Below are 24,801 nucleotides of genomic sequence, written 5' to 3'. Positions count from 1 at the left end.
CCGTCGAGCACCCTAGAACCTGAACGCAAGCTGTGAATTCGGCTTTTGCCCGCCCCTTCTGTTCAACCCGCGGGATTGAAGGCGTACCCTACATTCATACGCGCCTGGGGGTCCTCCGTCTCTTGGAGGAGCCATGCGCTGGTTACAGAAGTATCACAAGAAGCAGGGCCTGCGGACAGGCGAGTCCCGCCGCCTGAACAACCCAAACAAGAACAAGCAGTTGATGTCCATTATGGGCGTCCTGTTGCTCACGGCGGGGACCCTCGGCGGAATCGCCGTTCCCGCCCATGCCGCAGCCCCGACCATCGTGAGCCTGACCTTCGACGACGGCAACGACAATCAACTCGCTGCAGAGCAGGTGCTCAAGGCCCACGGGCTGGTGGGAACCTTCTTCATCACCACCAGCTGGATCGGCACGCCCAGCTACTTGACCCAAGCAAATCTGCAAACCATCGCCGGCGACGGCAATGAAATCGGCGGCCATACAGTCACCCACCCGGATCTGACCACTCTCACTGCCGCGGCCGCAAGCGCGGAAATCTGCAACGGCAAATCGACGCTGGAAAGCTGGGGATTCCAGGTGAGCAACTTCGCCTATCCCTTTGCCGCGGAAAACGCGACCGTCCAGACTGAGGTCAAGAACTGCGGATTTGCAAGCGGACGGGGTCTGGGCGACATCCGATCACCCGCCAGCTGCCCGAGCTGCCCGTTCGCCGAGACCCTTCCTCCGGCAAACCCCCTGGTCACCAAGGCTCCGGATGAAGTCGACAGCACCTGGACCCTTCAGAATCTGGAGGATCTGGTCACCAATGCCGAAAGCACTGGCGGGTGGCTTCAGCTGACGTTCCACCACATCGCGGTCGGAACTGATCCCACGCTGACCATCAGCCCGACGCTCTTTGACACGTTTGTTACTTGGCTGGCCGCCCGGACCGCCAACGGAACCACGTCGGTCAAAACCGTGGCCCAGGCGCTGGGACAATCGACGCCGCCGCCACCGCCACCGCCACCCCCCGCATCGAGTCCGTTCATTGACGTTCCCGTCGGTTACCCGTTCTTTACTGAGATCAACTGGATGGCGGCGCAGGGCATCTCCACCGGCTGGGACGAAGGAAACGGGACCAAGACCTACCGCCCGCTGCAGGCCGCGAACCGGGACGCCATGGCAGCCTTCATGTACAGACTCGCCGGCAGTCCCGCGTTCACTCCCCCAGCCGTTTCGCCTTTCAGCGACACGACACCTCAAACTGCGTTCTACAAAGAGATCTCATGGCTGGCGGCCCAGGGCATCTCCACCGGTTGGGATGAAGGAAACGGGACCAGGACCTACCGCCCGCTCCAGGCCGTGAACCGTGATGCCACGGCAGCCTTCTTGTACCGCTTCGCACACAGTCCTGCCTTCACAGCCCCGGCCGTTTCGCCCTTCACCGACGTGTCGCCCCAGGCCCCGTTCTATAAGGAAATCACGTGGCTCTCGTCCACAGGAATCTCCAAAGGTTGGACCGAAACCAACGGAACCAGGACCTTTCGGCCTGTCACACCCGTCAACCGGGACGCGGTGGCGGCCTTCATGTATCGCTACAACACCAGCTTCCCAAGGAATTGACGGGGTTGGTTCGAGTTGGTTCGGGCTTGCGGGCGCTATCGGCGCGGACACCGCAAGCCGGGTCAAGCGACTGACGACGGGAATTGCAGGTCAGGCCTGCGTTTGGCAACCTCACTCAGCACGGCGGAAACCGCCTCCCTGACTATGTCTGCTTCACCGCCGGTCTCCCTAGCGGCGTCGAGCGCCAGCTGGGCATGGCCCAGAAACGCGTCCCAGTCGCCTCCTCCGGCGCATAGGGCCCGTATTGGCGACATGAGGGCGGCGCGGCAGAGCCACTCGTCACGTTCCCGCACCCAGCGAACCAGCACGCTTCCGGCCCGGGTCTTCGCTTGCCCTTTCAACCTGGCAATCAAAGGTCCAATCACGTCAACCGCGAGCGGATCGACCAGATCGCGCATCCTTCCTTCACGGATAAAGCCCTCAAGGCGCGTCAAGTCGGTATTCGTCAGCAGAAGGACGTTGGACTGCAGCAGGACAACTGCCGCAAGCCGTCGCTCGAAAACGGGAACCTCCCACAATTCCGAGCTCAAGGCAGTGACCTCGTCATGCCCGAGTTGCGGGTAGCGGCGGAGCATGTCGCGAACCGTCCCTCGGATAGCCCCGGTCGAGGACCCATAGTGACTTAGCCTGTTTCCCAACCGCGCCTGCGCCTGCTCCGCACGGATCCACGAGCCTTCACGGCGTAAAGCTTCGTCGATGAACCCGGCTGCGTCACTCATGCGAACATTCTTTCGCAATAGTGTCCGGTCAGACGTACTCTTCAAACCACGAAAGCATGTCCTGCCAAGCGGCAGTGGCCTGGGCTTGGTTGTAGCGCTCGCTGGTGTCGTTGTGGAATGCGTGGTCGACGCCCGGATAAACACTGAGCTTGTGGCGAACATCAGTGGCTGCCAGTGCATCCCGAAGTGCCGGCATCGCGCCGGTGATGCGCTGGTCGAGTTCGGCATAGACGCCAAAAACTGCTGGTTTGATCGATGGCACCTTGTCCAGGTCAGGTGCGGGTCCATAGAAGGCCGCTGTGGCTTTCAGCCTTGGTATGTCAGTCGCTGCCTGCCAGGTGATGCCGCCGCCAAAGCAATAGCCGTTCATCGCGATCCGCTCCCCGTCCACGAAATCCAGTGATCGGAGGTAGTCGAAACCCACGGAAAAGTCGGAAACATGACGCCCAACGCCTGCCCGTGTCAGCGCTCCAGGGACGGCATCGGCATCCACGCTCCGCGTGCCTCCCTCCCGGCTCAGGAGATCCGGTGCCAAGGCGACGTATCCTGCCTTGGCAAAACGGCGCGCCACGTCCTGGAGATGCGGGGTAAGTCCGCGGTTCTCATGGCAGACGAGCACCGCCGGCCCCGCACCGGCTTTCTCCGGTCTGGCGAGGTAGGCGCTGATCTCGGTACCGTCGGAGGGGAACCGGACGGTCGCCGTCACCAGGCCGGACGCGCCCTCAGGTACGGAAAGCGGACTCTTCGCCCCCGGTACTGGCCCGGCATTGGCCACGCCGGCCGTTGTGTCCCCTGGGGTCGCGGCCCTTGGCAGCTGGGCCGGCGAAGCCTTGGAGTTCGGCATGGGGTCGGTGCTACGCGGGACTTCCTCCGGTGTGCAACCGAGCTGCAGCATTGTTGACGAAGCGGCGGCCATGCTCCCGGTAATGAAGGCCACCCTACGAATGAACGCGTCCTGGGACATGTCTCCGGCACGGTAGTCGTCAAAGAATTCCTCGACCAGGTACTTCTCAAATTTGCCAAGCTGGGTCACGAAAGGCCTCCTGAGTTTGCCGCATATCTTCCTCCCAAGACCGTCTTCCGGCAAGGAGCCCGCGAGGATGGGTGTAGCCGCCAAGTAGTGAGACACTCAGTTCCATGCGTGAATTCGTGGTTCTCGGCACAGCCTCCCAGGTCCCGACCAGGACCCGCAACCACAACGGATATGTGCTCCATTGGGATGGCGAGGGCCTGCTCTTCGACCCGGGAGAAGGTACCCAGCGGCAGATGATCCAAGCTGGCGTCTCGGCCAGCCAGATCACGCGCATCTGTGTTACACACGTCCACGGCGACCACTGTTTCGGGTTGCCCGGCGTCCTTTCGCGTATGGCTTTGGACCGCGTGGAGCATCCAATCCACTTGCACTACCCTGCGTCCGGCGAAGACATGATCCGCGCGCTTGTCGCCGTTGCGTCTCCCGGAATCGACCTTCGGCTTCATCCGCACGGGAGCGCCGGGCCCATCGCCGCCGGGGTGGAGGTGCGCCCGCTGCTCCATCGAATCGAGACATACGGCTACAGGGTTGTCGAGCCCGACGGTCGGAGCCTCCTGCCGGAGAGGCTGGCGGCGGCCGGGATTACCGGACCGGACGTCAGCGTCCTGCAGCGGGACGGGATCCTGGGCGGCGTGCGCTTGGAGGACGTGAGCGCGCCGAGGCCCGGACAGAGCTTCGCCTTCGTGATGGACACGGCCCCATGTGCCGGTGCGGAGGAACTCGCCGCGAGGGTCGACCTGCTCGTGGCTGAGTCCACTTTCAGCGATGACGACGGCGACCTCGCCGCGCAGTACCGCCACCTCACCGCCGGGCAGGCAGGGGCGTTGGCTGCCACGGCTGAAGCGGGCATGCTCATCCTTACCCACTTTTCCTCACGCTACACCGATGTCAGCATGCTTGAGGGTCAGGCCCGGGCGCGGTCCGGCGCGACCGCCGTCGTCGCCGCAAACGACCTGGACAGGGTTCCCTTCCCGAAGCGGCAGCGATGGGGATAGAGAGCGCCGACGAAGCGGATCCTCCGCCCCCCCGGACGCTCCGAACCGCGACGCAATGGCGGCTCATGAAGGCGTTGGAAGTACATGGCAAATTTGGTCGTGCTTTCGGGTCGGTTCCCGGATAACCTGTCCGTGGGGAGGGCCACACCGGTCACACCCAGGCGTCCGCGGATGTGGGCGGGCTTGTCATCTATTCAGCTCTGGGGGCCGAAATGACAAACGAGATGCAGCCGCTGGAAAGCGTCGGTTCTTACAGGGGCCTCGTTGAGGCAGTGCCCGACGCTTTGCTCGTGATCGACGAGGACGGACAGGTCACATTCGGCAACGCCTACACAGAGCAACTCTTCGGCTATTCGCGTAGCGAGCTGCTGGGCAGGCATTATGAGATGCTGCTTCCGGCGCGGTTCCAGGGCCAGGGCGGCGCCATCCGGGACCTCTTTGCCAGTGATCCGGGAATACATCGGGCGGGGACAGACCTGAAACTGTTCGGCCGTCACCGTGACGGCACCGAGTTTCCCATTGAGGTCAGCTTCGCTCCCCTCGGGGTCGGACCCGGCATGCATCTCGTCGCCTCCATCCGCGAAGTAAGTGACCGCAGCCGCGTTGACGCGGAACTCCGTGACGCCCTCTCTTTGCTCAGTGCCACCCTGGAATCCACAGCGGATGGCATTCTGGTCGTCGCGGCGGACGGTACCATTGCTGGTTCTAACGAACGGTTCGCCGAGTTGTGGGGCATCCCTGCAGATCTTCTGGAGTCCCACGACGACGGCCGGTTGTTGGCTTTCGTCCTGGATCAACTCATGGATCCCGACGGCTTCATAGGCAAGGTCCAGGAGCTGTACGCCGATCCGGGAGCGGAGAGCCTGGATATGTTGGAATTCCGTGACGGGCGGACATTTGAGCGCTACTCCCGGCCCCAACTCGTCGGAGATGAGATCGTCGGACGGGTCTGGAGTTTCCGCGACGTCACTTCCCGCCAACGCGCACAGGACCAGGCCCGGGAGGCGCTCGCCCAACTGGAGGGCCTGGCCGCCATCGTTGAGTCCTCGGCTGACGCGATCATTGGCATGACACCGGCGGGCCTTATCACCAGTTGGAACCCTGGGGCCGAGAAGCTCTACGGGTACGCCGCCGCTGAAGCGATTGGCCGGGACGTCCGGCTGCTCATTCCGGACCACCTCCAGGCCGAGGACGAGGTGCTGGCCGCCGTCCTGGATGGTGGGCAGGCCCGTAGCTTCGAGACAGACCGGGTCCGCAAGAATGGGTCCATCGTGCCAGTGTCCTTGACGGTCTCCCCGATCCGCGGCGAACACGGGGTCATCGGAATTGCGACCATCGGGCAGGACATCACCGCGCGGCGAGCCGCTGAAGCCGAGCTGCTGGCTGCCCGGGAGGCGGCCCTGGAATCGAGCAGGTTGAAGTCCGAGTTCCTTGCGACGATGAGCCATGAGATCCGTACCCCCATGAACGGAGTCATAGGCCTGACGACGCTGTTGCTGGACACGCCGCTGGATGAAGCACAGCGCAAATACGCCGAAGGGGTTCAAACCGCTGCCGGAGCCTTGCTGACCCTGATTAACGACATCCTGGATTTCTCGAAGCTGGAGGCCGGGAAAATTGACCTGGACATCACCTCCTTTGACCCGCAGTATCTGATGGAGGAAGTTGCCGGGCTCCTGGCCGAAGCGGCACAGGGCAAGGGTCTGGAACTCATCGCGTATTGCCACCCCGATGTTCCTGGCCAGCTAGCCGGCGATGCTGGCCGGATCCGGCAGATCCTGCTGAATCTGGCTTCGAACGCCGTAAAATTCACCGCGTCCGGCGAAGTCGCCATCCGGGTGAACGTCGTCGACCAGGACGCGGGAACCGCGCTGGTGCGGTTCGAGGTAAGTGATACCGGTATCGGTATCGAGGCCACGGATCATCTGCGCCTGTTCGATTCGTTTTCCCAGGCCGATGCCTCCACCACTCGCCGATATGGCGGAACGGGGCTGGGGCTGGCGATATGCCGGCGTCTGACTGAAGCTATGGGCGGGGAGATTGGATTGACCAGCACCCCTGGTGAAGGCAGCAGGTTCTGGTTCGCCATCCGCCTGCCGGTGGCTAAGGATCCTGAACGGGTTCCTGCCCCTCCGGTCCCGGGCCTGTTGGCAGGGTTGCGTGTGCTGGTGGTCGACGACAATGCCACCAATAGGTTCGTGTTGGAATCGCAATTGACCACGTGGGGACTGCGGCCGGATGCGGTAGCCGACGCGCGAACGGCCCTCGACCGGTCCCGGACGGCGGCCACCACCGGACAACCCTTCGACGTTGCCGTGCTCGACATGTGCATGCCGGACATGGATGGCCTCGAGCTTGCCCACGAGCTCACCGGCGACCCCGCGCTGCGTGGCATCCGGCTCATGATGCTGACGTCCGCGTCCCAGGTGTCCAAGTCCGACATGACTGATGCCGGAATCGGCGAATGGCTCACGAAACCCGTACGCGGGTCGGAACTCTACGACCGACTTATGCGGCTGGTGGCTGGCAACGCAGCGACCGAACCCGCGTCCGCACCGGCACGGCCCCCAACGCCGGACAGGCCTTCCCTGGGCCGGATCCTGGTGGTGGAGGACAACGAAGTGAACCAGCTCGTCGCCTGCGAAATGGTTGCGAAACTGGGCTACCAAGCCGAGGTGGCTGCCGACGGTGCCGAGGCTGTCTCCGCCATCGCCGCCCACTCCTATGCGGCTGTGCTCATGGATTGCCATATGCCGGTCATGGACGGTTTCGAAGCGACCAGGAGCATTCGGGCGCAGGGGAACCGCTCCGCGCGCCTGCCCATCATCGCCATGACCGCCGGCGCCCAGGACGAAGACCGTGAGCGCTGCCTCTCGGCAGGCATGGATGACTACCTCAGCAAACCGGTCGATCTGGCTGCGCTGGATGAAGCGCTGAAGCGGTGGGTCCGCCGCGGAATTAGTCCCGAAGCTGAAGCCCCGGCCGTTGATCCGGGACGCCTCGCGGTTCTTCGCGAACTGGGTCCGGCGGACGGTCGTGGGCTCTTGCCCGCAGCTGCGGGCGCCTTCCGGCGCGGCATCCCCGCCAGCATGGCTGCGCTTCGCCATGCGTTGGATGATGGCGGCGGAGACGCGCTCGAACATGCAGCCCACACACTCAAGGGCGCCGCGGCCAATATCGGGGCCACCGGTGTTGCATCTCTGTGCCAGGAACTGGAGGATCTTGGACGCAAGGACGGTGGCCAATCCAGTACCGAGCTGCTGACCCGCCTTCTTGCCGAGCTGGCACGGGTGGATAAGGAGTTGGAGAACGCCTTGGCCCTGAGCGCCTCGGATGAGGCCCACGCATAGCATTCGAGGGATGGCTTCCTTACCCTAATGTCTAACTTGGGTAGGCCGCCCGCGTGTTGGGCCGATGGTGTCTGGAAAACGAGTAGGCGGCACTCGTGCCTCAGGGCGGAGAAAGTTGTTGAATTAACACAGGAACACATCCGCGGCTTGAGACAGACCAGCCGGCCCTCCGGGACCGGCATTTGACGGGGCCGACGGCGGGAGGGCCCCTGGAGCCCGGGGCTCGGGGCTCTCTACCCCAGACGCCGCCGGCCCCCCAGCGTGCCAAAGGGAGCCCTCGCTGGCGCTAACCCTTGGGCGCTGGACCCGCGGCAGGCGACGGCCGCCGATGAGACGATACGGGCGGTCTGTTCTTTTTCTGCGCCTGCCGGAGCACAATTGAGAAAAGTTGGACCGTGGGTGGTGCGGCATGAAAACAGTGAGGCGAATACATGGTCCGCTTCCACGTCCTGTCTGCTGCAGAGAGCCGGGCCGGGCGGCTAATTCTCCATGGCAGCGAACTCTGGCCCCTCGCCACGGGCGTCCTTTCTTCGGCCTGTTATGAATACCTCATCGCCCGGTATATGCGCAGGGATGCAGGCCCCAGACTGGGCATCCGTTAACTCCCTGTCGCGAAAGAGCGCAGACCTCGAAACGCCATCCACGGGAACTAGCCCAAGCAACAAATCCACACGTGAAAGGACACCGAGATGTTCCAGACAAGTAAACGACTAACAGCGTTGGGTTCCGCACTCGCGCTGTTTCTGGCAATGTCCGCCGTCGCGTCGTGTTCAGGGCCAGTCGGTACGCCCTCCCCGACTACGTCAAAGGGGACACCGACAGGGCCGGGGCCGGCGTCGGGGTCGGCGTCGCCAACTGTGACCCCAACCGTGACTTCGGACGCCGCAGAGCTCTGCGGGGCAGGGTCCGCCATCCACTATGACCGCTCCGCCTTCCAGTCGACGCCCAAGATAGACAACAAGTGGTTTCCGCTGAAGCCCGGTATGCAGTACACGACCAAGGGAACGGTCAAGAGCGCCGATGGCACCTCCGAGCGCACGGTCGTCCACTCCGTGACCGGACTGACAAAGGTGATAGACGGCGTGAAGACCCTCGTGATGTGGGACCGGGACTACTTCGACGGGCAGTTGGTGGAATCCGAACTGGCATTCTTTGCCCAGACGGAGAAGGGAGCGGTCTGGCTCTTCGGGGAGTACCCGGAAGAGTACGAGAACGGCACTTTCACCGGCGCGCCCCGCACTTTCATTAGCGGCATTTCCAAGGCCCAGGCAGGGATCGCCATGCAGGATCAGCCCCTGACCGGTACCCCCGGGTACGTCCAGGCCCACGCACCCGACGTGGGCTTCCTGGATTGCGGAACTGTCTTCAAGCAGCACGAGCGGGTGTGCGTCCCCGCCGCGTGCTACGACGATGTCTTGGTCATTGACGAATACAATCCCCTGGAACCGTCTGTGGGCCACCAGCAAAAACTCTATTCAGCGGGCACGGGCTTGGTGAAAGTGACAGCGGTTGGCGGTGCGGACCAAGAGTCGTTGGACCTCATCACCGCGGAGGCGCTCGCAGGCTCCAAGCTGAGTGAGATCAATCAGCAAGCACTGGAAATGGACGGGCACGCCTACCAGGTCAGTGCGAGTGTTTACGGCACAACGCCCCACGCCGAGATAGCGACGCCGGTCTCCGGCGGCTAGCGCCCTTACCACTATCACTTGTGAAAAGAAGGAAATTTCCCTGTTGTTATCCTGAGAATCCTCACACAGATCGTTGACCCGGGGTTTGCCCGGGGATCATGATGGACGTACACGTCTGGGGGCGCTTTGGCACTGCTCCAAGGAGCCGCGTGGTGGACAGGTACCGGGGATCTTACATTTCCAACGGGCACTTACCGGAAATTGATTCTGGAGTGTCTTCTCCCCGCTATGGCTTCTCCCTCACACCCCAAGAACCGGGCTACCGGCCATGATGAGCATGATCCTCCGGTGGGTCATCCAGTTCCGGTTTCTGGTCCTGGCATTGGCGGTGGGCATCCTTGGTTTCGGCTTCACGAGCCTGCCGGGCATGGCAGTTGATGCCTTCCCGGAATTCGCCCCTCCACAGGTTGAAATCCAGACTGAGGCCCTGGGGCTCTCCGCCGCGGAAGTTGAACAGCTGATCACTTCCCCCATGGAGGCGGACCTGTTGAACGGTGTGGCCTGGGTGGAAGCCATTCATTCCAAATCCGTCCCGGGCCTGTCATCGATCCAGATGGTGTTCAAGCCGGGGACCGACCTTTTTCGGGCCCGCCAGCTTGTGTCTGAACGTCTGACCCAGGCACGCGCGTTGCCGAACGTTTCTGCCGCGCCCGTCCTGATGCAGCCGCTCTCATCGACGAGCCGGGTCATGATGATTCGACTGACCTCCAAAGAGATGTCGGCCATTGACATGTCTGTTCTGGCCCGCTGGACCATGAAGCCCGGCCTCCTCGCGGTGCCCGGCGTCGCGAACGTGGCTATTTGGGGCCTCCGGGACCAGCAACTGCAGGTCCTGGTCGATCCTGAGCAACTTGAGGCCAAGGGCGTGACGCTGGACGAGGTCATTACTACCACCGGCAACGCTGTGTGGGTGTCGCCCTTGAGTTACCTTGAGGCATCCACACCCGGCACCGGCGGCTTTCTGGAGACCGACCACCAGCGGCTCGGAGTGCAGCACGTCCTGCCGATCACCACGCCGCAGGATCTGGGCCAAATCAGCCTAGAGGGGCCCGCCGGAAAACTCGTGTTGGGCGATGTCGCCCACGTCGTGACCGACCACCAGCCGCTGATCGGGGATGCACTGTCCGGCGAGGATGCCGAACTGCTCCTGGTCATCGAGAAGTTCCCGGAGACGAACACGGGGGACGTGACCCGGGGCATCGATGATGCGCTCCATGCCCTCCAGCCGGGGCTGTCCGGCGTCACGATCGATACCACCGTCTACCGACAAGCAGCGTTCATCCAAGAAGAGGTCGGCACGCTTGGTGTCGCGCTGCTTGTCTCGCTGCTGCTGATAGTCACGATGTTTGGCGCGTTCTTCCGCTCCTGGCGCACCGCGGTCATCAGCCTGGTTACGATTCCGGCCTCCCTGACGGCGGCAGCCTTGGTGCTGTATCTGAGAGGCACCGGGATGAACACCATGGTCCTGGCCGGAATGATCCTGGCCTTGGCCGTCATCGTTGGTGACGTCGCCGAAGACCTCTATGGCGCAGTCCGCGCTGGCAGGGCTGGCGCCGGGTCCGGCGTCGCTGACTCGAGCGACACCTTGGTGACGGCGTCCCTGCGGGCAGTGCGAACGCCGATTCTCTACTCTCTGCTGATCATGGCGTTGTCTGTGCTGCCCGTATTCTTCGTGCCGGGCGAGGACGGAGCACTTTTCGGACCGCTACTCCTTTCCTACCTGCTCACCCTGGCTGTCGCGATGATCGTTGCGCTGACCGTAACCACGGCGCTGGTCTTCGTCCTGCCCGTCGGCCGGACCATCGCAAGGGAAGGACGCCCACTGGGCCGGGTCCACAGCGGATACCGCCGCGCGCTAAGGCGGGTTCAGAGCCGATACGGCCGTGCCTTGTCCCGGGTGGAAGGAAAGGCCCGGTGGGTTTTCGCGGGCGCCGCGGCCATCGCCCTCGCCGGACTTGCGCTCGCGCCCCAGCTGGCCACTGGCCATCCGACGGTGCCCGTCCTGCCGGACAAGACCCTCGTGGTGCAGTGGAGTACGATCGCCGGCACATCAGACCAGGAAATGAGCCGGATCACTGATGCGGCCGCGCAAGAACTCCGGGCACTTCCCGGCGTGGCCAATGTGGGAGGACATGTCGGCCGCGCCATCACCTCGGACCAGGTGGGTGACATCAGCGCCGGGGAGCTCTGGGTGACCCTTTCCGCGGAGGCTTCCTACCGCGACACGGCAGCCGCTGTCCAGCGCGTTGTAGCTGGGTACCCAGGGTTGACCGGCAAAGTATCCACGTACCCGCAGGAGAAGATCGACCAAATCCATGAGGCCGCCGACCCCGGGTTCACGGTCCGGGTTTACGGCCTGGATATGGCCACGCTCCGCCAGAAGGCAGAGGAGGTGCGGCAGATCCTGGCTCGGACCGGCGGCGTCGTCAATCCCCATGTCGATGCGCCCGCCCAACAACCAATCGTCGAGGTCCAGGTTGACCTTGCCGCGGCCCAAAAGGCGGGCGTTATCCCAGGCGATGTCAGGCGCGCGGCCGCTGCCCTGCTGCAGGGAATCGAAGTCGGCAACATCTACCAGCAACAAAAAGTCTTCTCGGTGATCGTCAAAGGCACCCCGTCCACCAGGAACAGCCTTACCAGCGTCCGCGAGCTCCTGATCGACACCCCAAGTGGCGGGCACGTACGCCTCGGCGACGTTGCCCGAGTCAACATTGTCGGGAACGAGGCGGTCATTCTGCACGATGACACCTCGCGCCGGATCGATGTGAAGGCTGAGATTCAGGGGCGCGCGCTCAACGACGTGCAGCAGGACATCGAGAAGGGCCTGCAGCAAGTGCAGTTCCCGCTCTCGTACCATGCGGAAATCCTCACCCAGTACGCAGAGCAACAGAATAGCGCCCGGTGGCTGTGGCTGCTGGCGGCGGTCGCTGCGGCAGGAATCCTCGTGCTTCTCCAGACGGCGCTGGGAAGCTGGCGGCTAGGTGCGGCGGTCTTCCTGGGCCTGATTGCGGCGCTCTCGGGCGGGGTGCTCGCCGCCCAAATGACGGGCGGAATCAACTCCTTGATCTCGCTTCCTGCCTTCTCCGCCGTCCTGGGCATCGCTGTGCGTGGTTCCATCCTGCTGATATGGCACGCCCGAAGCTTGGGGTCTGAGGGCAGGGAGACATACGTATCCGCGCTCGTGGTCCGAGGCGCGCGGGACCGGTTGATTCCCGTTCTCATGTCGGCCGCGATGACCGGGCTGGCGCTGTTGCCGCTCGTGCTCCTCGGCGGCGTGGTCGGAAGGGAAATCATCCAACCGCTCGCCGTCATCATCTGGGGCGGGTTGCTGACCACGACTCCTTTCCTGCTATTCGTCTTGCCCACATTGTTGCTTCGATTCGGACTGGAACGGGCGCCTAGGACCGCAACCCGGAACGATTCTCTGCTCCGGGCACAGAGCGAGGATGCACCATGAAAAAGCTAGCTTCCCGACGGCGCCACATCACCAAGCTCCTGATCGCTCTGGTGGTGGCCGCGTTCCTGACGCTGTCGCTGCCGGCCTGTTCCCAGCCGCAAGCCGAAGCCGTGTCTGCCGCAGACACCCCTGCCACCTTGGAAGAAGTCCCGGGGACAGACCTGCACCGCATCACCCTGACGGAACGCGCCGTCGAACGGCTGGGGCTGAAAACCGGGATGGCCGCGTCTGGTCCGCAGGGGAAGCTGACCGTCCCCTACGGGGCGATCCTGTACGACAGCCAGGGCAGGACCTGGGTCTACACAAATCCGGAGCTCCGTGTGTATGTCCGCCAGGCGGTAAGTATCGAGCGAATCGCCGGCGAAGCCGCCTTGCTGCGAGAGGGTCCGCCGGTCGGCACGGTGGTGGTAACGCTAGGGGCCGAGGAACTGTTCGGCGAGGAATTCGATACGGCCCACTGAGATGCGTTGGATCATAGGCATCAGCCTCAAATTCAGGACGGTGGTTGTTGCCTTGGCCTGCGCAGTGATGCTGTTGGGCTCCGTCCAGTTGAGCTCAGCGTCCATCGATGTTTTTCCGGAATTCGCGCCCCCGCGCGTGGAAATCCAGACCGCCTGCCTAGGCCTGACCGCGCAGGAAGTGGAAGAGCTGGTCAGCGTCCCGATCGAGGCTTCCCTGAGCGGCATGCCCGGCCTGGATGAGCTGCGCTCCAAGTCCGTGCCCCAGCTGTCCTCGATCGTGCTCGTCTTCAAGCAGGGTACCGATCTGCTGAACGCCCGCCAGGTGGTCTCTGAACGGATGGCGGCAGTGACCTCCGCTCTGCCCACCTGGGCGGCTCCGCCGGTCATGCTTCAGCCTTTGTCGTCGACGAGCCGCGTGATGAAGATCGGCATGACCTCCGCCAACCGGTCGCTGATCGAGATGTCCATGCTCTCTTACTGGACGATCCGCGCCCGGTTGCTCCGGGTGCCCGGGGTGGCCAACGTCGCCATCTGGGGTGAACGGCTCCAGATGCTGCAGGTCCAGGTGCAGCCGGACCGGCTCAAAGCCGAAAACGTTTCCCTCAACGAGGTCATGGAAGTCACCGCCGGAGCCGTGGACGCCGGCCTACTGAAGTATTCCCCCGGCCGGTTCATCGGTACAGGAGGCTTCATTGACAGTCCGAACCAGAGAATGGGCGTCCAGCATGTCCAAGCGGTTTCCAGCCCCGAGGACCTTGCGCAAGTCACTATCAGGGAAAAGGACGGCGTCGCGCTGCACTTGGGCGACGTGGCCAAGGTCGTGGAGGACCACCAGCCGCTCATCGGCGACGCGGTCATCAACAACGGGCACGGGCTCATGCTCATCGTCGAGAAACTCCCCTGGGGAAACACCCTCGATGTGACGAAGGGAGTTGAGGACGCCCTCCGCCAGCTCCAGCCAGGGCTGAGTGGAATCACCTTTGACACCACCATCTTCCGTCCGGCGAGCTTCATCGAGGAGGCGATTTCCAACCTTAGCCTCGCTCTCCTCCTGGGCTGCCTGTTGGTAGTCATGATCCTCGGTGCTTTCCTCTTCCAGTGGCGCACAGCGCTGATCAGTCTCGTAGCCATTCCGCTCTCCCTCCTGACGGCGGCGCTCGTCCTGTACTTCACGGCGAGCTCCATCAACACCATGGTCCTGGCGGGGCTGGTCATCGCAGTGGGTGTCGTCGTCGACGACGCGATCATCGACGTCGAAAACATCATGCGCCGGCTCAGACAACACCGGGCCCTGGGCGGCGAGGAATCAACGGCCTCGGTGGTGCTCAGGGCCTCCTTGGAAATGCGAAGTCCCATTGTCTACGCGACCTTGATCATCGTCGTCGCGGCCGTTCCTATCTTCTTCCTCGACGGACTGACCGGTGTCTTCTTCCGGCCGCTGGCTGTCTCCTATACCTTGGCCGTCCTCGCCTCGATGCTGGTCGCGCTGACGGTGACACCGGCGCTGGCACTGATTCTGCTCGGCAAGGCGAAACTGGACCAGCGCGATCCTCCCCTGGTCCGGGTGCTCAAACGCGCATATCACGCCGCCTTGTCCCGAACCATGAATCGGCCCCGCTACGGCTACGCCGGTTTCGGCGCCATCGCGCTGGCGGGTCTGGCGATCGCTCCCCTGATGGGCCAGTCCTTGTTCCCCACCTTCAAGGAACGCGACTTCCTGATGCACTGGGTTTCAGAGCCCGGCACATCGGCAGCAGAGGAATACCGCATCTCACAACGGGGCTGCGAGGAGCTCCTCAAGGTGCCCGGAGTCCTGAACTGTGGAACACACATAGGCCAAGCGTTCACCGCAGACGAGATCGTCGGCGTCAACGCCGGGGAAAACTGGATCAGCATCGACCGCCACGCTGACTACGATAAAACCGTGGCAGCTGTCCAGGAGGTTGTCGACGGCTATCCGGGCCTGCACCGCGACGTCCAGACGTACCTGAAAGAGAGAATCGAAGAGGTCCTGACCGGAGCCAGCGAACCAATCCTGGTCCGGGTCTACGGGGATGACCTGAACGTGCTTCGGGACCAGGCCCAAAAGATCAAATCCATCCTTGACCACATCCCGGGCACCAATGAACCCCATGTTTCCTTGGAAGTCGAGGTACCGCAGATTACGGTCAAGGTGGACCTTGCCGCGGCGCAAAAGTACGGGCTGAAACCCGGCGACGTCCGGCGGGCAGCCGCGACACTCGTAGCTGGGGAAGAGGTAGGCGACGTCTTCCGGGACGGACGTGCCTATGACGTGCAGGTGTGGAGCACACCTGAGACCCGCGCCAGCGTCACCAGCATCGAAGACCTGCCGCTCGACACCCCCAGCGGACAGCGCGTCCGGCTGGCCGACGTCGCCGCTGTCAGTGTGCAAGCGACACCCAACCTCATTGACCGCACGAACGGATCCCGCCGCGTTGAGGTCGGTTCCTTTATCGATCAGGGGGCGGACCTCGGGACAGTTGTCCGCACGCTACAGGAACGCCTCGAAGAGATGAACCTGCCGCCCGGCTATAGCGTCCAACTCCTCGGTGAGTACACGGAACGCCAGGCGGCCACCGAACGCCTGACGATCTTCGCCATGGCGGCCCTTGCACTGATCTTCCTGTTCCTGCAGGCATCGTTCCGGAGCTGGCGGCTGGCCTTGCTTGCGCTGCTGACGCTCCCGATAGCCCTGGTCGGCGGGGTTTTCGCCGCCTACATCACCGGCGGGGTCCTATCGCTCGGCTCACTCGTCGGGTTCCTCACGGTCATGGGCATCGCAGCCCGCAACGGGATCCTGCTCATCAGCCACTGCCAACATCTGGAAAGGAACGAGGACGAAGCCTTCGGCCGCGCGCTCGTGTTGCGCGGAGCTGCGGAACGGCTTTCCCCGATCCTCATGACCACCTTGGCTACCGGACTTGCCCTCGTGCCCTTGGTGGTCATGGGCAATATCCCGGGCCATGAAATCGAACACCCGATGGCCGTGGTCATTCTGGGCGGACTCGTCACGTCCACACTGCTCAATTTGTTCATTGTTCCTTCGCTCTACCTTCGCTTCGCCAAAGCAGGGTCCATCCCGGGCGGAGCTTCACGGAGGGGACTCACGGTCCTCTTCCGGAGATTCAGGCGAATGGTTCCTTCCCGAGCGCAGGAACCTGGCTAGCCGAGTGTGTCTGCCGGAGTCGTGCACCGGCGACGGCACTATTTTGTCGGTGCCTCCTGCGATCCTCTGGGTATGGACGGAAGGACAGCCAGGACGCCGGACAGCAGCGCGGCCGTGGAGGCCGTCGCCGCGTCCGTTGCCGTGCTGGCTGCCTTCACCGGCGACGCTGGTTCCTCCGAAGACACCGATCCGCTGCGTCGCCTGGCGGATGGTTGCCTGGACGGCCTCGCCGAAGTGGCCCGGCTGGAAGCCCGGACCGCCGCGCTGAAGGCACAGCTGGCCGCGGAATACGTCCAGGCAGCCAGGTCCCTGGCGTCACGGGCCGCAGCATCGCAGGAACGCACCGCCCGGGAGCTCGCCCTGGTAGCCGAGCTCGCCTGTGTCCTGACCGTCAGCGAACGAACCGCCGGGGCCTTCCTGTCCGAATGCCAGGCACTGACGACGTGCCTGCCGCTGACCCTGGCCGCCCTTCAGGCCGGGACGATTTCCTGGCATCACGCCCGGATCCCGGGCCAAGGCACGCACCTTGCGCGAACGCCACCACCGGGTCAGCATCGACGAACGCCACGCCAAAAGAACCTCGGACCGGCGGGTCGAATACCTCCCGGACCGTGACGGCATGGCATGGATCTCCACCTTCCTCCCGGCAGACACAGCCGCCCGGATCTGGGAACGGATCACCGCAACCGCCCGCGCCCTCCAAGGCCCCGACGAGGCCCCGACGAGGCCCGCACCCTCGCCCAGCTCCGCGCCGACATCACCGCCACCTGGCTCCTCACCAACTGTTGCCCCCGCACGGACGAGATGTCCCGAACCAAGAAAGCCCCGATTCTCCCTCGCCACAAGACAAACCGGAAAGATCAGGCGTAAGGGACCAAAGCCTCTGGGATTGACTCCCCGTGATTCGCATTCTGGAAGAGTCAGGCCAGTTCGGCCTGATCGGATCCATGAAAAGGAGGCATGTATGACGGACTTAATCAGGTGGTTCGATAACCGTCGCTCACCCATTGAGATGATCGAACGGCTCTTCGAAGGTGATGTGGCTGCATCCGGGATTCGAATCGAACAAGTGGTCGAAGGCACAACGCTGGTGGTTCGCGCAGAACTGCCGGGGATCGACCCGGAGAAAGACGTTGAAATCACTCTCGGCGTCGGATTCCTTGAAATACGCGCTGAACGGCAGGAAAAGAAGGAGCAAAAGGACAAAGGCAGCTATCGATCGGAATTCCGTTACGGCTCCTTTGTGCGCAGGCTGCCCCTACCCGACGGCGTCCAGAAAGACGACGTCTCTGCTTCATACAAGGATGGTGTTCTGGAGGTTCGAGTTCCGGTTCCAGAGAAAGCCCAACCTGGGTCAGCTCATAAGATCCCGATAACAAGAGATTAGAACGCACGGTCCGGACGGGGCCCGGACCATGCGTCGGCGTGGTGTGGATCTTCGAGACGAGCCCCGGGTCGCTGATCGCGGGATCCGTTCGTGTGCAACGATTCCTTCCTGTGCGAGGTGTGATCGATTCACCATGGACGGGACTGTGACTTTCGGCCCTACAACGCGCGACAGTCTCAGGTCCCGCTAGCGAAGAAGGAAAACAATCGAGCGCGAGGGAAAAATCATGGGCGAGGAAGCCACCACGGACAGGATCATTGTTCGCGGTGCCGTTGGGAGCGCAGGTCATCGCCACGGCTTACTGGGAATTCCCGCAGGTGTACGGCGGCTATGTGGCCATGGGCATCGAGGGTTTCGAAGAGAGCGCCGGACAGGTACTCAAGGGCTCGTTGGAAAAGGCATTTGGCCCGGACCTGCCCGAAAACGTCGAATCGCGCCTCTTCCGCGGTCATGCCAGGGAGTCGCTTATTGAGGCACGCCGGGACGCGGACATGATCGTCGTTGGCAGGCGGGGCCACGGAGGGTTCGGCGGGCTCCCGCTCGGTTCGGTGAGCTCAGCCTGCGTGGCACACGCCCACTGCCCAGTCCTTGTTGTCCATGCACCGGAAAAGGGTCAAGTGGCGTAGACGAAACGGGCCGTTACGTGCGCTTAGCCTGAATCCGGGCCTTCGCGCCAGGCGTCGACGGCGCTTTCCAGGGTCGGATAGTGCAGGGCTTTCGCGAGCCGGGTCTCCGGGCCGAACCTCGCAAGTTTGTCTTTGATGGGCCCCTTGAGTTCGGCAAACACGAGGACTGTTCCTTGTGTTCGAAGATGTTCATCTAGCTCGATGAGTTGTTCGACGGCGGTGCTGTCGATCCCGGTGATGGCCTCCGCAGCAACAATGACACAAAGGATTGGGACCGGAGACCGGTCCACGAGTGATCGGACGTGGTCAACGAACACCTGGCCGTTGGCGAAGAACAGTGGTGCGTCGAAACGCACAATCGTCAGGCCCGGAATTCTGTTGCCCTCGGGGTGGCGGGTCACGTCATGAAAGCCGGGAACGCCTTCCACTTCCACCAGTTCGGTCCGGTATGGCGCGATCGCCCTCACGACGAACACGGCCAGCGAAAGCCCGACGGCGACGACGACCCCGATCAGGACGCCCAGGAACACCACGCCGACGAACGTTGCCGTCATCAATGCGGCTTCTGAGAGGCTGCTTCTGAAAAGTGCGGACATGACCTTGAAGTCAATCATCGACACGGCTGCGACGAGGACAACTGCCGACAAGACGCTCGAGGGCAGGTATCGGGTGGTTTCCGGTGCCAGCTGCATGAAAGCGAGCAAGAACATGGCAGAGAAGATGCCCGCAAGCCGTGTCCGGGCGCCTGCATGAATCGCCACCGGGGTCCTCGATGTGCTGGCCGAGACCGGAAACCCTCCGAACAGTCCGGTGGCTGCGTTGGCTGCTCCAAGGGCCAGCATCTCCCGCCCGCCGTCAACGGTATTACCGTGCCGCAGCGCGAGGGTTCGTGAAAGCACTGCGGTGTCAGCGAAGGCCAAGAGGGCGATGCCCGCGGCGGGCCCTGCCAGGGCGGTGACGTCGGCCGCGCTTAGCCCGTAAAGGGCGGGGGCCGGCAATCCACCTGGGAGCGGACCGACCATGGGGACAGTTCCCTCGAGTCGGAGCAGCATCCCTGCGAGCATGGACCCGCCGACGGAACCGAGTACTCCGACCATGCGCCAGCGTGGCGAAGTCCTGGATGTCAGGACAAGCAGGGCAAGCACGAGAGCAGCGATCAAAGACGCCAGGAGGTTCGTTTCCGCATTCCCCAAGTGATTCAAAATGGTCGTTAGCTGCGCCCAAACCCCGGTGGCCGCACTTGACCGCTCTATTCCCAGCAGGCCCGGCAGTTGGTTCACGGAGATGACCAGCGCTATTCCGGCGAGATATCCGGTGCGGATCGGCTTCGACAGGAGATTGCTGAGAAACCCCATCCGCAGAAGGAATCCGAGGATCAGGACTACCCCGACGAGCAAGGACAACAGTCCAGCCAGGGCAACTGCATGACGGGGATCTCCGGCAGCGAGCGGCAGCACGGCGGCGGCAATCAACGGCGCCAGGGAGGAATCGGGACCCAAAATGAGGACCTTGGACGGTCCCAGTGCCCCGTAGACCAGAAGCGCAACGATGGAAGCGTACAGGCCGGCGACCGGGGGCAGCCCGGCGGCAAGCGAGTAGGCCATCCCTGCCGGGACCAACAGCACACACAGCGAAGCACCGGCACTAAGGTCCGCGAGCAGGGACCTCCGGCCAGTGGAACGGTGCCCGGCAATGAAACGGGGTTCATGGGCGCCACCGGTCATCGAACGCCTGCCTTGTCCTGGGGACGGAGCCCTCCGCTATTTTGTGTTCTTGTCCCCGCGGACGCGGGTGATGATGGTGGGACAACTCAACTGGGCGAGGACCGCATGGGCGGTCGAGCCAAGCAGGAGCCGCTTGATCCCGCCACGCCCGCGGCTGCCGAGGACCAGTAACTGCGCGTTCGACGCGGCTTCAGCCAGGGCTTTGGACGGTTCATCGGTGACGAGGACCTGGTGGACAACGAGATCGGGATACTCAGCGGCCAACCCGGCGATGGTCTCGGCGAGAACCAGCCGTTCTTCTTCCATGAATTGCTCCACGAAGCTGCCCTCCGGCCACCCCTTTTGCCCCCAAAGGCTCGGTGCCCGGAGAGCGTGCAGCACAGTCAACCCCTGCCCTTCACGGTCCGCCTCCGCGGCAGCGAACGCCACCGCCTGAGTTGACTCCTCCGAACCGTCCACCCCGACCAAGACTCCTTGGCGTGTGTTCACTTCATCCTCTCCGACGACGGCCACCGGACAGAGCGCTACGGAAGCAATCTGAAGTGCCCGGTCGGTGAGCCGCCCTCCGGGCCTGACATGCTTCCCGGAACCGATGACCACCAGGGAGGCCTTCTTGGATCGTTTGCGGAGGGCATACCCGGCGCTGCCCGAGATCAAAACGGCTCGAACATCGACGGCAGGTTCCACTCCGGCTGCGTGTGCTTTGGCCTTGCCCAGGAGTTCCGTCGCTGCTTTGCTGGCGAGCTCGTTGTAGGCAAAGGATTCCGACATCCAGCGGTCATCCACTGCGTGCACGAGCACTACCGGTAGTTTCAGTGCCGCGGCCCGGTGCATCGCCCAGGTCACAGCGGCCTCGTTTGCCCCGGAATCGTTGACACCGACAACTATTGGTTCTTTCATGGCTTGTCCGTTCTTCCTCGAGATTATCTGGGCTTGGTCCCAGCCGTTGCATGTTCAGTGACGGGTTCCATGTCAGCTACCCCAGCTCCGCCGGGCCCATGGACGGGGAAGAGCTCGGGCGCCGTCGGATCCGCAAGGAAGCGACGCGCATCGTTGCCAGGTACGCCCCGGTGCCCATGATGGCGAACCCGATGACTCCCAAGGCCGGGGTACGGGCAGCGACACCGGTTAGCAGGACAAGGCATCCGACGAGGGTGGCGAAGATGCCGAGCGCCGTGTGTCTTGCCTTTGCCGGCCCGGGCGTCGATTTCATCTTCGACGCGAACTTAGGGTCATCCCGCTCCAAGTCCTGGGCGATCTGCTCAAGCATCTTCTTTTCGTGTTCTGAGAGAGCCATCATCGGCCTCCTGTGCCTGCGTGGGTGGAAATTGCTGTTCTTAATGGGGGTTGTCTAGGGGGACTGCTTCGAGATATTCGGGGACCCGGGCGTTCCAGCCGAGCTCTCGCTTGATGCGGATACGCAGGGCATCTGAGGCGTCGGGTTCGCCGTGCGTGATATAGGTCATTCGGGGAGCCTGGCTTGCTGTGTGCATCCAGCGGATGATTTCGTTGGTGTCGGCGTGCGCGGAGAAGCCTTCAATCTGTACGACCTCGGCCTGGATGGGGACGTCTTGGCCGTAGATTCTCAGTTCCCGCGCTCCCGCGGCGAGGGCGGCTCCGCGGGTTCCTCCGGCCTGGTATCCGCTGAGGATCAGGGCGTTTTTCGGGTCCGGGCCGTAAGCTTCAAGGTGGTGAAGGATCCGGCCCCCGGTGAGCATGCCGCTGGCGGAGATGATGATCATGGGCCCTCCCCTCAAATTGAGGAACTTGGAGTCGTCGGCGGTGCGTGTCATGGTGGCCAGTTTGTACATGTCTTCGAACTCGTCTACGAGGAGACGGTGTTCGTCCGGGTGCTGCCGGTACATGTAGGAAGCGTCGATCGCCATGGGGCTATTGAGATAGACCGGAATGTCCGGGATGAGGCCTTTGCGGCGGAGCCGGGAGAGATGGAGCATCAGGGTTTCTGCGCGGCCGACGGCGAACGCTGCGATCAAGACGACTCCCCCACGTTTGGCGACGCGGGAAATGACCGCGCCAAGCTCAGCCTCCGGGTCCTGGTCCGGGTGGGTTCGGTTGCCGTAGGTGGACTCGGTGACAAGAATGTCGGCGGCTTCCAGTTCCCGGGGCGGGAACATGAGGGGATCGTCGGCACGGCCCAGGTCTCCGGTGAAGTGAATGGACTGCCCCTCGACGTTCACATGTAGCTGCGCTGCCCCGAGGATGTGTCCGGCCGGAAGGAAGGTGGCCTCGATGCCATCTCCAAGCTCAATCGGGGCATCAAAGTCCCGGGGCTCGAAAGCGTTCAGAGACCTGACCGCGTCGGCTGCGGTGTAGACAGGAAGCGCCGGTACGTGTACAGAGGAACCCCGGTGGTCGGCGTAGCTTGCTTCCTCCTCCTGGAGGTGGCCGCTATCCGGAAGCAACAGCTTGCACAGCTCGCTGGTCCCATGGGTAGCGTAGACAGGACCTGCGAAGCCGTCCCGGACGAGGGCCGGAACATAACCGGTGTGGTCCAGATGCGCGTGGGTCAGCAGGACCGCGTCGATGGAAGCGGGAGCGACCGGGAACGGGATCCGGTTCCGGTCGCGGATGCGTTTGAAGCCTTGGAAGAGGCCACAGTCGACCAAAACCCGAACTCCACCAGAGTCAATGAGATAGCGGGAACCCGTCACGGTGTCCGTCGCTCCCAAGAACCGCAGGCGGGCCGGGTGATTGCTGCTCATGATGGTCTCTTCCAGGTCGGACAGATACCGGGCATCCGGTGGTGGCCGCATGCCCGGTCGGAGTTCGCGGTTATGGCGTAGGCATCACATGATGGTGTCGGTATTCCTCCGTGCTGGGCTTGATGGCGAATGCTGTGACCACGAGTGCCACGGCCCCCGGAATCCAGGCGCTCCACGCGGCTCCCGCCATGGAGGCGAAGCCTCCAAGCCATGGCGCAAGGAGGAGGACGACGGCGAACACTGCTTGCGCCCATTCGGCAGCCGGCATCCCGGGCACGGCCAAGTTGGTCACACCGGCGGCGACCAGCAAGACGCCGAGGACGACCATGAAGGCCGTGGACGATCCGCCCTGGGATGTCCACATCACCGATAGCGCGGCATAGGCACCGGCGGCGATGACCGTCCAGTCCTGCCAACGTGTCCACTTTTTCATCTAGATCGTGCTCCTTTGATCGGTTGCTGTCTTCTGGGTGGCCGCCCCGGCGGCGCCGGAACGGGGCTCAGGGTGCTCCCTTGCTTCAGGCGCATGCACCACCAGCACGGGGCAATGGGCATGGGAGACACAGGCCGCGCTGACAGAGCCCAGCAGCAGGCCGTTGAAGCCGCCGTGTCCGCGCCTGCCAACGACCAGCAAAGAGGCGAATCTACTGGCGTCAATGAGGGACTGCCGGGCGGCTCCAAGGACGAGCCTGGTCCGTACATTCCGGGGCAGTTCCGGGCCGAAGGCCTTCGCCATGGCGTCATGAAGAACGTCAGCTGCTTGGTGGCTGAATCCGTCCCTCCCCATCATTTCGTAGGCCTCATGTCCCACCGGGAAGTCCCAGCAGGCCCAGGCCTCGACCTTTGCTCCCAGCGCCGATGCGAGACGGTGGGCCTGGCGCAGTGCCTCGATGGAAGCGTCGGAGCCGTCGACGCCGACGATTACCTTCTCCCGCAAGGCTCCTTTGACCATGGCCTTTCCTTTCCGCTGCTGCCGTTTCTCTAAGAATGGGCAGGAAAGTCGCCGCCAAACAGGGCCAAAAGTCATGGGACCTGCCCGGGTCCTTCGGCCCTTGTTCACCAGCGGCGGGCAGTAAACAATGACATAGCCGGACAACCCTGACGGGCCGGCGGGACCGCGGCCTCGGGCTGCCGGACAGGAGGATCATGGATCACCCAGCACCACCCCAAAGCGACGCCGGGGTCTCTGGCACGCGGCCAATCCGTGTCTATGTCCTAGACGATCATGAGCTCGTCCGCAGAGGGCTTCAGGAACTGCTGGAAAGCGAAGGCTTTGTGGTGGTGGGCATGTCCGGTTCAGCGGAGGAAGCAGCCCGGCGCATTCCGGCCCTGCGCCCGGACGTGTCGGTTCTCGACGCCAGGTTGCCCGACGGCACCGGCATCGAAGTGTGCCGGGATGTACGCTCCGTGGACCCCACCCTGAATTGCCTGATCCTGACCAGCTACGATGACGAACAGGCTCTCCGCGGAGCGGTTCTTGCCGGTGCGGCGGGCTACGTCTTGAAGGAGATCGGCGGCACCGACCTGCTGGGCGCCCTGCGTCGGGCCGCCCGCGGCGAATCCTTGTTCGATGCCGGAGTGAAGGCGAAAATCATCCAGGGTTTCACTGAGCCCCAGCATGTCGATCCCAGGGTTGCCTCTCTGACCCCCCAGGAGCGGCGGGTCTTGGATCTTGTCGGGCAGGGAATGACAAACCGGCAGATCGGGGAACAGATGATGCTTGCCGAAAAGACCGTGAAGAACTATGTGTCCTCGATGCTGGCCAAACTAGGCTTCGAGCGGCGCACACAGGCAGCCGTGTATCTTGCCCACGGAACAGGGGCCGATAGGGGAAACATCCGGTGA

The 24,801-nt window shown here is 63.4% G+C and carries 19 protein-coding genes and 1 pseudogene; 12 read left to right on the top strand and 8 right to left on the bottom strand.

Going from position 1 to position 24,801, the window contains the following annotated elements:
* Nucleotides 1-133: 133 nt before the first annotated feature.
* Both AC1DLO_RS09535 and AC1DLO_RS09530 read left to right on the top strand, forming a co-directional pair.
* Nucleotides 134-643 (top strand): annotated as a pseudogene (locus AC1DLO_RS09535) (polysaccharide deacetylase family protein); the annotation flags it as partial.
* Between the two features lie 240 nt (nucleotides 644-883).
* Entirely contained in the window at nucleotides 884-1,606 is a 723-nt protein-coding gene (locus tag AC1DLO_RS09530; protein ID WP_476889982.1) for an S-layer homology domain-containing protein, read from the top strand.
* Nucleotides 1,607-1,668: 62 nt separating this feature from the next.
* On the opposite strand, the gene AC1DLO_RS09525 is transcribed toward AC1DLO_RS09530, so the two are convergent.
* Both AC1DLO_RS09525 and AC1DLO_RS09520 read right to left on the bottom strand, forming a co-directional pair.
* Complete coding sequence (locus AC1DLO_RS09525; RefSeq protein ID WP_476889895.1) at nucleotides 1,669-2,325, bottom strand: DNA alkylation repair protein; 657 nt, start codon at nucleotides 2,323-2,325, stop codon at nucleotides 1,669-1,671.
* A gap of 28 nt (nucleotides 2,326-2,353) precedes the next feature.
* The gene (locus AC1DLO_RS09520; protein WP_476889896.1) at nucleotides 2,354-3,358 is read right to left on the bottom strand and encodes a dienelactone hydrolase family protein; all 1,005 of its coding nucleotides are present in this window, start codon (nucleotides 3,356-3,358) and stop codon (nucleotides 2,354-2,356) included.
* A 104-nt stretch (nucleotides 3,359-3,462) separates the two neighbouring features.
* Here AC1DLO_RS09520 and AC1DLO_RS09515 point away from each other — a divergent pair, with 104 nt between their 5' ends.
* The 9 genes from AC1DLO_RS09515 (at nucleotide 3,463) to AC1DLO_RS09475 (ending at nucleotide 18,509) form a co-directional block, all read left to right on the top strand.
* Nucleotides 3,463-4,353, top strand: a complete 891-nt coding sequence (locus AC1DLO_RS09515) for a ribonuclease Z (RefSeq protein WP_476889897.1) — start codon at nucleotides 3,463-3,465, stop codon at nucleotides 4,351-4,353.
* A 212-nt stretch (nucleotides 4,354-4,565) separates the two neighbouring features.
* Nucleotides 4,566-7,703, top strand: coding sequence for a PAS domain S-box protein (locus AC1DLO_RS09510; RefSeq protein ID WP_476889898.1), 3,138 nt, complete (start codon nucleotides 4,566-4,568; stop codon nucleotides 7,701-7,703).
* A gap of 869 nt (nucleotides 7,704-8,572) precedes the next feature.
* Nucleotides 8,573-9,391 carry a hypothetical protein gene (locus tag AC1DLO_RS09505; RefSeq protein ID WP_476889899.1) on the top strand — a complete coding sequence of 273 codons (819 nt, stop codon included), beginning with the start codon at nucleotides 8,573-8,575 and terminating at the stop codon, nucleotides 9,389-9,391.
* A gap of 268 nt (nucleotides 9,392-9,659) precedes the next feature.
* Nucleotides 9,660-12,848, top strand: coding sequence for an efflux RND transporter permease subunit (locus tag AC1DLO_RS09500; RefSeq protein WP_476889900.1), 3,189 nt, complete (start codon nucleotides 9,660-9,662; stop codon nucleotides 12,846-12,848).
* Nucleotides 12,845-13,309, top strand: a complete 465-nt coding sequence (locus tag AC1DLO_RS09495) for a hypothetical protein (protein WP_476889901.1) — start codon at nucleotides 12,845-12,847, stop codon at nucleotides 13,307-13,309. Before AC1DLO_RS09500 ends, AC1DLO_RS09495 begins: the two co-directional genes overlap by 4 nt.
* A 1-nt stretch (nucleotide 13,310) precedes the next feature.
* A complete protein-coding gene (locus AC1DLO_RS09490; protein WP_476914468.1) occupies nucleotides 13,311-16,496 on the top strand; it encodes an efflux RND transporter permease subunit in 3,186 nt (1,061 codons plus the stop codon).
* 72 nt (nucleotides 16,497-16,568) lie between these two features.
* Nucleotides 16,569-17,111, top strand: a complete 543-nt coding sequence (locus AC1DLO_RS09485) for a hypothetical protein (protein WP_476889903.1) — start codon at nucleotides 16,569-16,571, stop codon at nucleotides 17,109-17,111.
* A gap of 349 nt (nucleotides 17,112-17,460) precedes the next feature.
* A complete protein-coding gene (locus AC1DLO_RS09480) occupies nucleotides 17,461-17,883 on the top strand; it encodes an Hsp20/alpha crystallin family protein (protein ID WP_476889904.1) in 423 nt (140 codons plus the stop codon).
* 257 nt (nucleotides 17,884-18,140) lie between these two features.
* A complete protein-coding gene (locus tag AC1DLO_RS09475; RefSeq protein WP_476889905.1) occupies nucleotides 18,141-18,509 on the top strand; it encodes a universal stress protein in 369 nt (122 codons plus the stop codon).
* 23 nt (nucleotides 18,510-18,532) lie between these two features.
* Here AC1DLO_RS09475 and AC1DLO_RS09470 read toward each other — a convergent pair whose 3' ends face one another.
* From AC1DLO_RS09470 to AC1DLO_RS09445, 6 genes are all read right to left on the bottom strand, one after another.
* Nucleotides 18,533-20,233 (bottom strand): SulP family inorganic anion transporter, encoded by a 1,701-nt coding sequence (locus AC1DLO_RS09470; protein WP_476889906.1) that lies wholly within the window; start codon nucleotides 20,231-20,233, stop codon nucleotides 18,533-18,535.
* Nucleotides 20,234-20,269: 36 nt separating this feature from the next.
* Entirely contained in the window at nucleotides 20,270-21,133 is an 864-nt protein-coding gene (locus AC1DLO_RS09465; RefSeq protein WP_476889907.1) for a universal stress protein, read from the bottom strand.
* Nucleotides 21,134-21,209: 76 nt separating this feature from the next.
* Nucleotides 21,210-21,533, bottom strand: coding sequence for a DUF3040 domain-containing protein (locus AC1DLO_RS09460; RefSeq protein ID WP_476914467.1), 324 nt, complete (start codon nucleotides 21,531-21,533; stop codon nucleotides 21,210-21,212).
* Nucleotides 21,534-21,570: 37 nt separating this feature from the next.
* A complete protein-coding gene (locus AC1DLO_RS09455) occupies nucleotides 21,571-22,956 on the bottom strand; it encodes an MBL fold metallo-hydrolase RNA specificity domain-containing protein (protein ID WP_476889909.1) in 1,386 nt (461 codons plus the stop codon).
* Between the two features lie 70 nt (nucleotides 22,957-23,026).
* Nucleotides 23,027-23,389, bottom strand: a complete 363-nt coding sequence (locus AC1DLO_RS09450) for an SPW repeat domain-containing protein (protein ID WP_476889910.1) — start codon at nucleotides 23,387-23,389, stop codon at nucleotides 23,027-23,029.
* Nucleotides 23,390-23,908: a universal stress protein gene (locus tag AC1DLO_RS09445; RefSeq protein WP_476889911.1), complete on the bottom strand. Its 519-nt coding sequence runs from the start codon at nucleotides 23,906-23,908 to the stop codon at nucleotides 23,390-23,392.
* A gap of 194 nt (nucleotides 23,909-24,102) precedes the next feature.
* On the opposite strand from AC1DLO_RS09445, the gene AC1DLO_RS09440 reads away from it, so the two are divergent.
* Nucleotides 24,103-24,801 (top strand): response regulator, encoded by a 699-nt coding sequence (locus AC1DLO_RS09440; protein WP_476889912.1) that lies wholly within the window; start codon nucleotides 24,103-24,105, stop codon nucleotides 24,799-24,801.

The sequence above is a fragment of the Arthrobacter sp. 01T419 genome (assembly GCF_056398865.1).
This window is presented reverse-complemented; position numbering and strand designations above follow the sequence as displayed.

Excerpts from the sequence above, each read along its gene's own strand:
- AC1DLO_RS09525 (WP_476889895.1), bottom strand. The coding sequence starts at position 2,325 with ATGAGTGACGCAGCCGGGTTCATCGACGAAGCTTTACGCCGTGAAGGC.
- AC1DLO_RS09515 (WP_476889897.1), top strand. The coding sequence starts at position 3,463 with ATGCGTGAATTCGTGGTTCTCGGCACAGCCTCCCAGGTCCCGACCAGG.
- AC1DLO_RS09510 (WP_476889898.1), top strand. The coding sequence starts at position 4,566 with ATGACAAACGAGATGCAGCCGCTGGAAAGCGTCGGTTCTTACAGGGGC.
- AC1DLO_RS09500 (WP_476889900.1), top strand. The coding sequence starts at position 9,660 with ATGATGAGCATGATCCTCCGGTGGGTCATCCAGTTCCGGTTTCTGGTC.
- AC1DLO_RS09495 (WP_476889901.1), top strand. The coding sequence starts at position 12,845 with ATGAAAAAGCTAGCTTCCCGACGGCGCCACATCACCAAGCTCCTGATC.
- AC1DLO_RS09490 (WP_476914468.1), top strand. The coding sequence starts at position 13,311 with ATGCGTTGGATCATAGGCATCAGCCTCAAATTCAGGACGGTGGTTGTT.
- AC1DLO_RS09485 (WP_476889903.1), top strand. The coding sequence starts at position 16,569 with ATGGACGGAAGGACAGCCAGGACGCCGGACAGCAGCGCGGCCGTGGAG.
- AC1DLO_RS09480 (WP_476889904.1), top strand. The coding sequence starts at position 17,461 with ATGACGGACTTAATCAGGTGGTTCGATAACCGTCGCTCACCCATTGAG.
- AC1DLO_RS09470 (WP_476889906.1), bottom strand. The coding sequence starts at position 20,233 with ATGACCGGTGGCGCCCATGAACCCCGTTTCATTGCCGGGCACCGTTCC.
- AC1DLO_RS09465 (WP_476889907.1), bottom strand. The coding sequence starts at position 21,133 with ATGAAAGAACCAATAGTTGTCGGTGTCAACGATTCCGGGGCAAACGAG.
- AC1DLO_RS09460 (WP_476914467.1), bottom strand. The coding sequence starts at position 21,533 with ATGATGGCTCTCTCAGAACACGAAAAGAAGATGCTTGAGCAGATCGCC.
- AC1DLO_RS09455 (WP_476889909.1), bottom strand. The coding sequence starts at position 22,956 with ATGAGCAGCAATCACCCGGCCCGCCTGCGGTTCTTGGGAGCGACGGAC.
- AC1DLO_RS09450 (WP_476889910.1), bottom strand. The coding sequence starts at position 23,389 with ATGAAAAAGTGGACACGTTGGCAGGACTGGACGGTCATCGCCGCCGGT.
- AC1DLO_RS09445 (WP_476889911.1), bottom strand. The coding sequence starts at position 23,908 with ATGGTCAAAGGAGCCTTGCGGGAGAAGGTAATCGTCGGCGTCGACGGC.
- AC1DLO_RS09440 (WP_476889912.1), top strand. The coding sequence starts at position 24,103 with ATGGATCACCCAGCACCACCCCAAAGCGACGCCGGGGTCTCTGGCACG.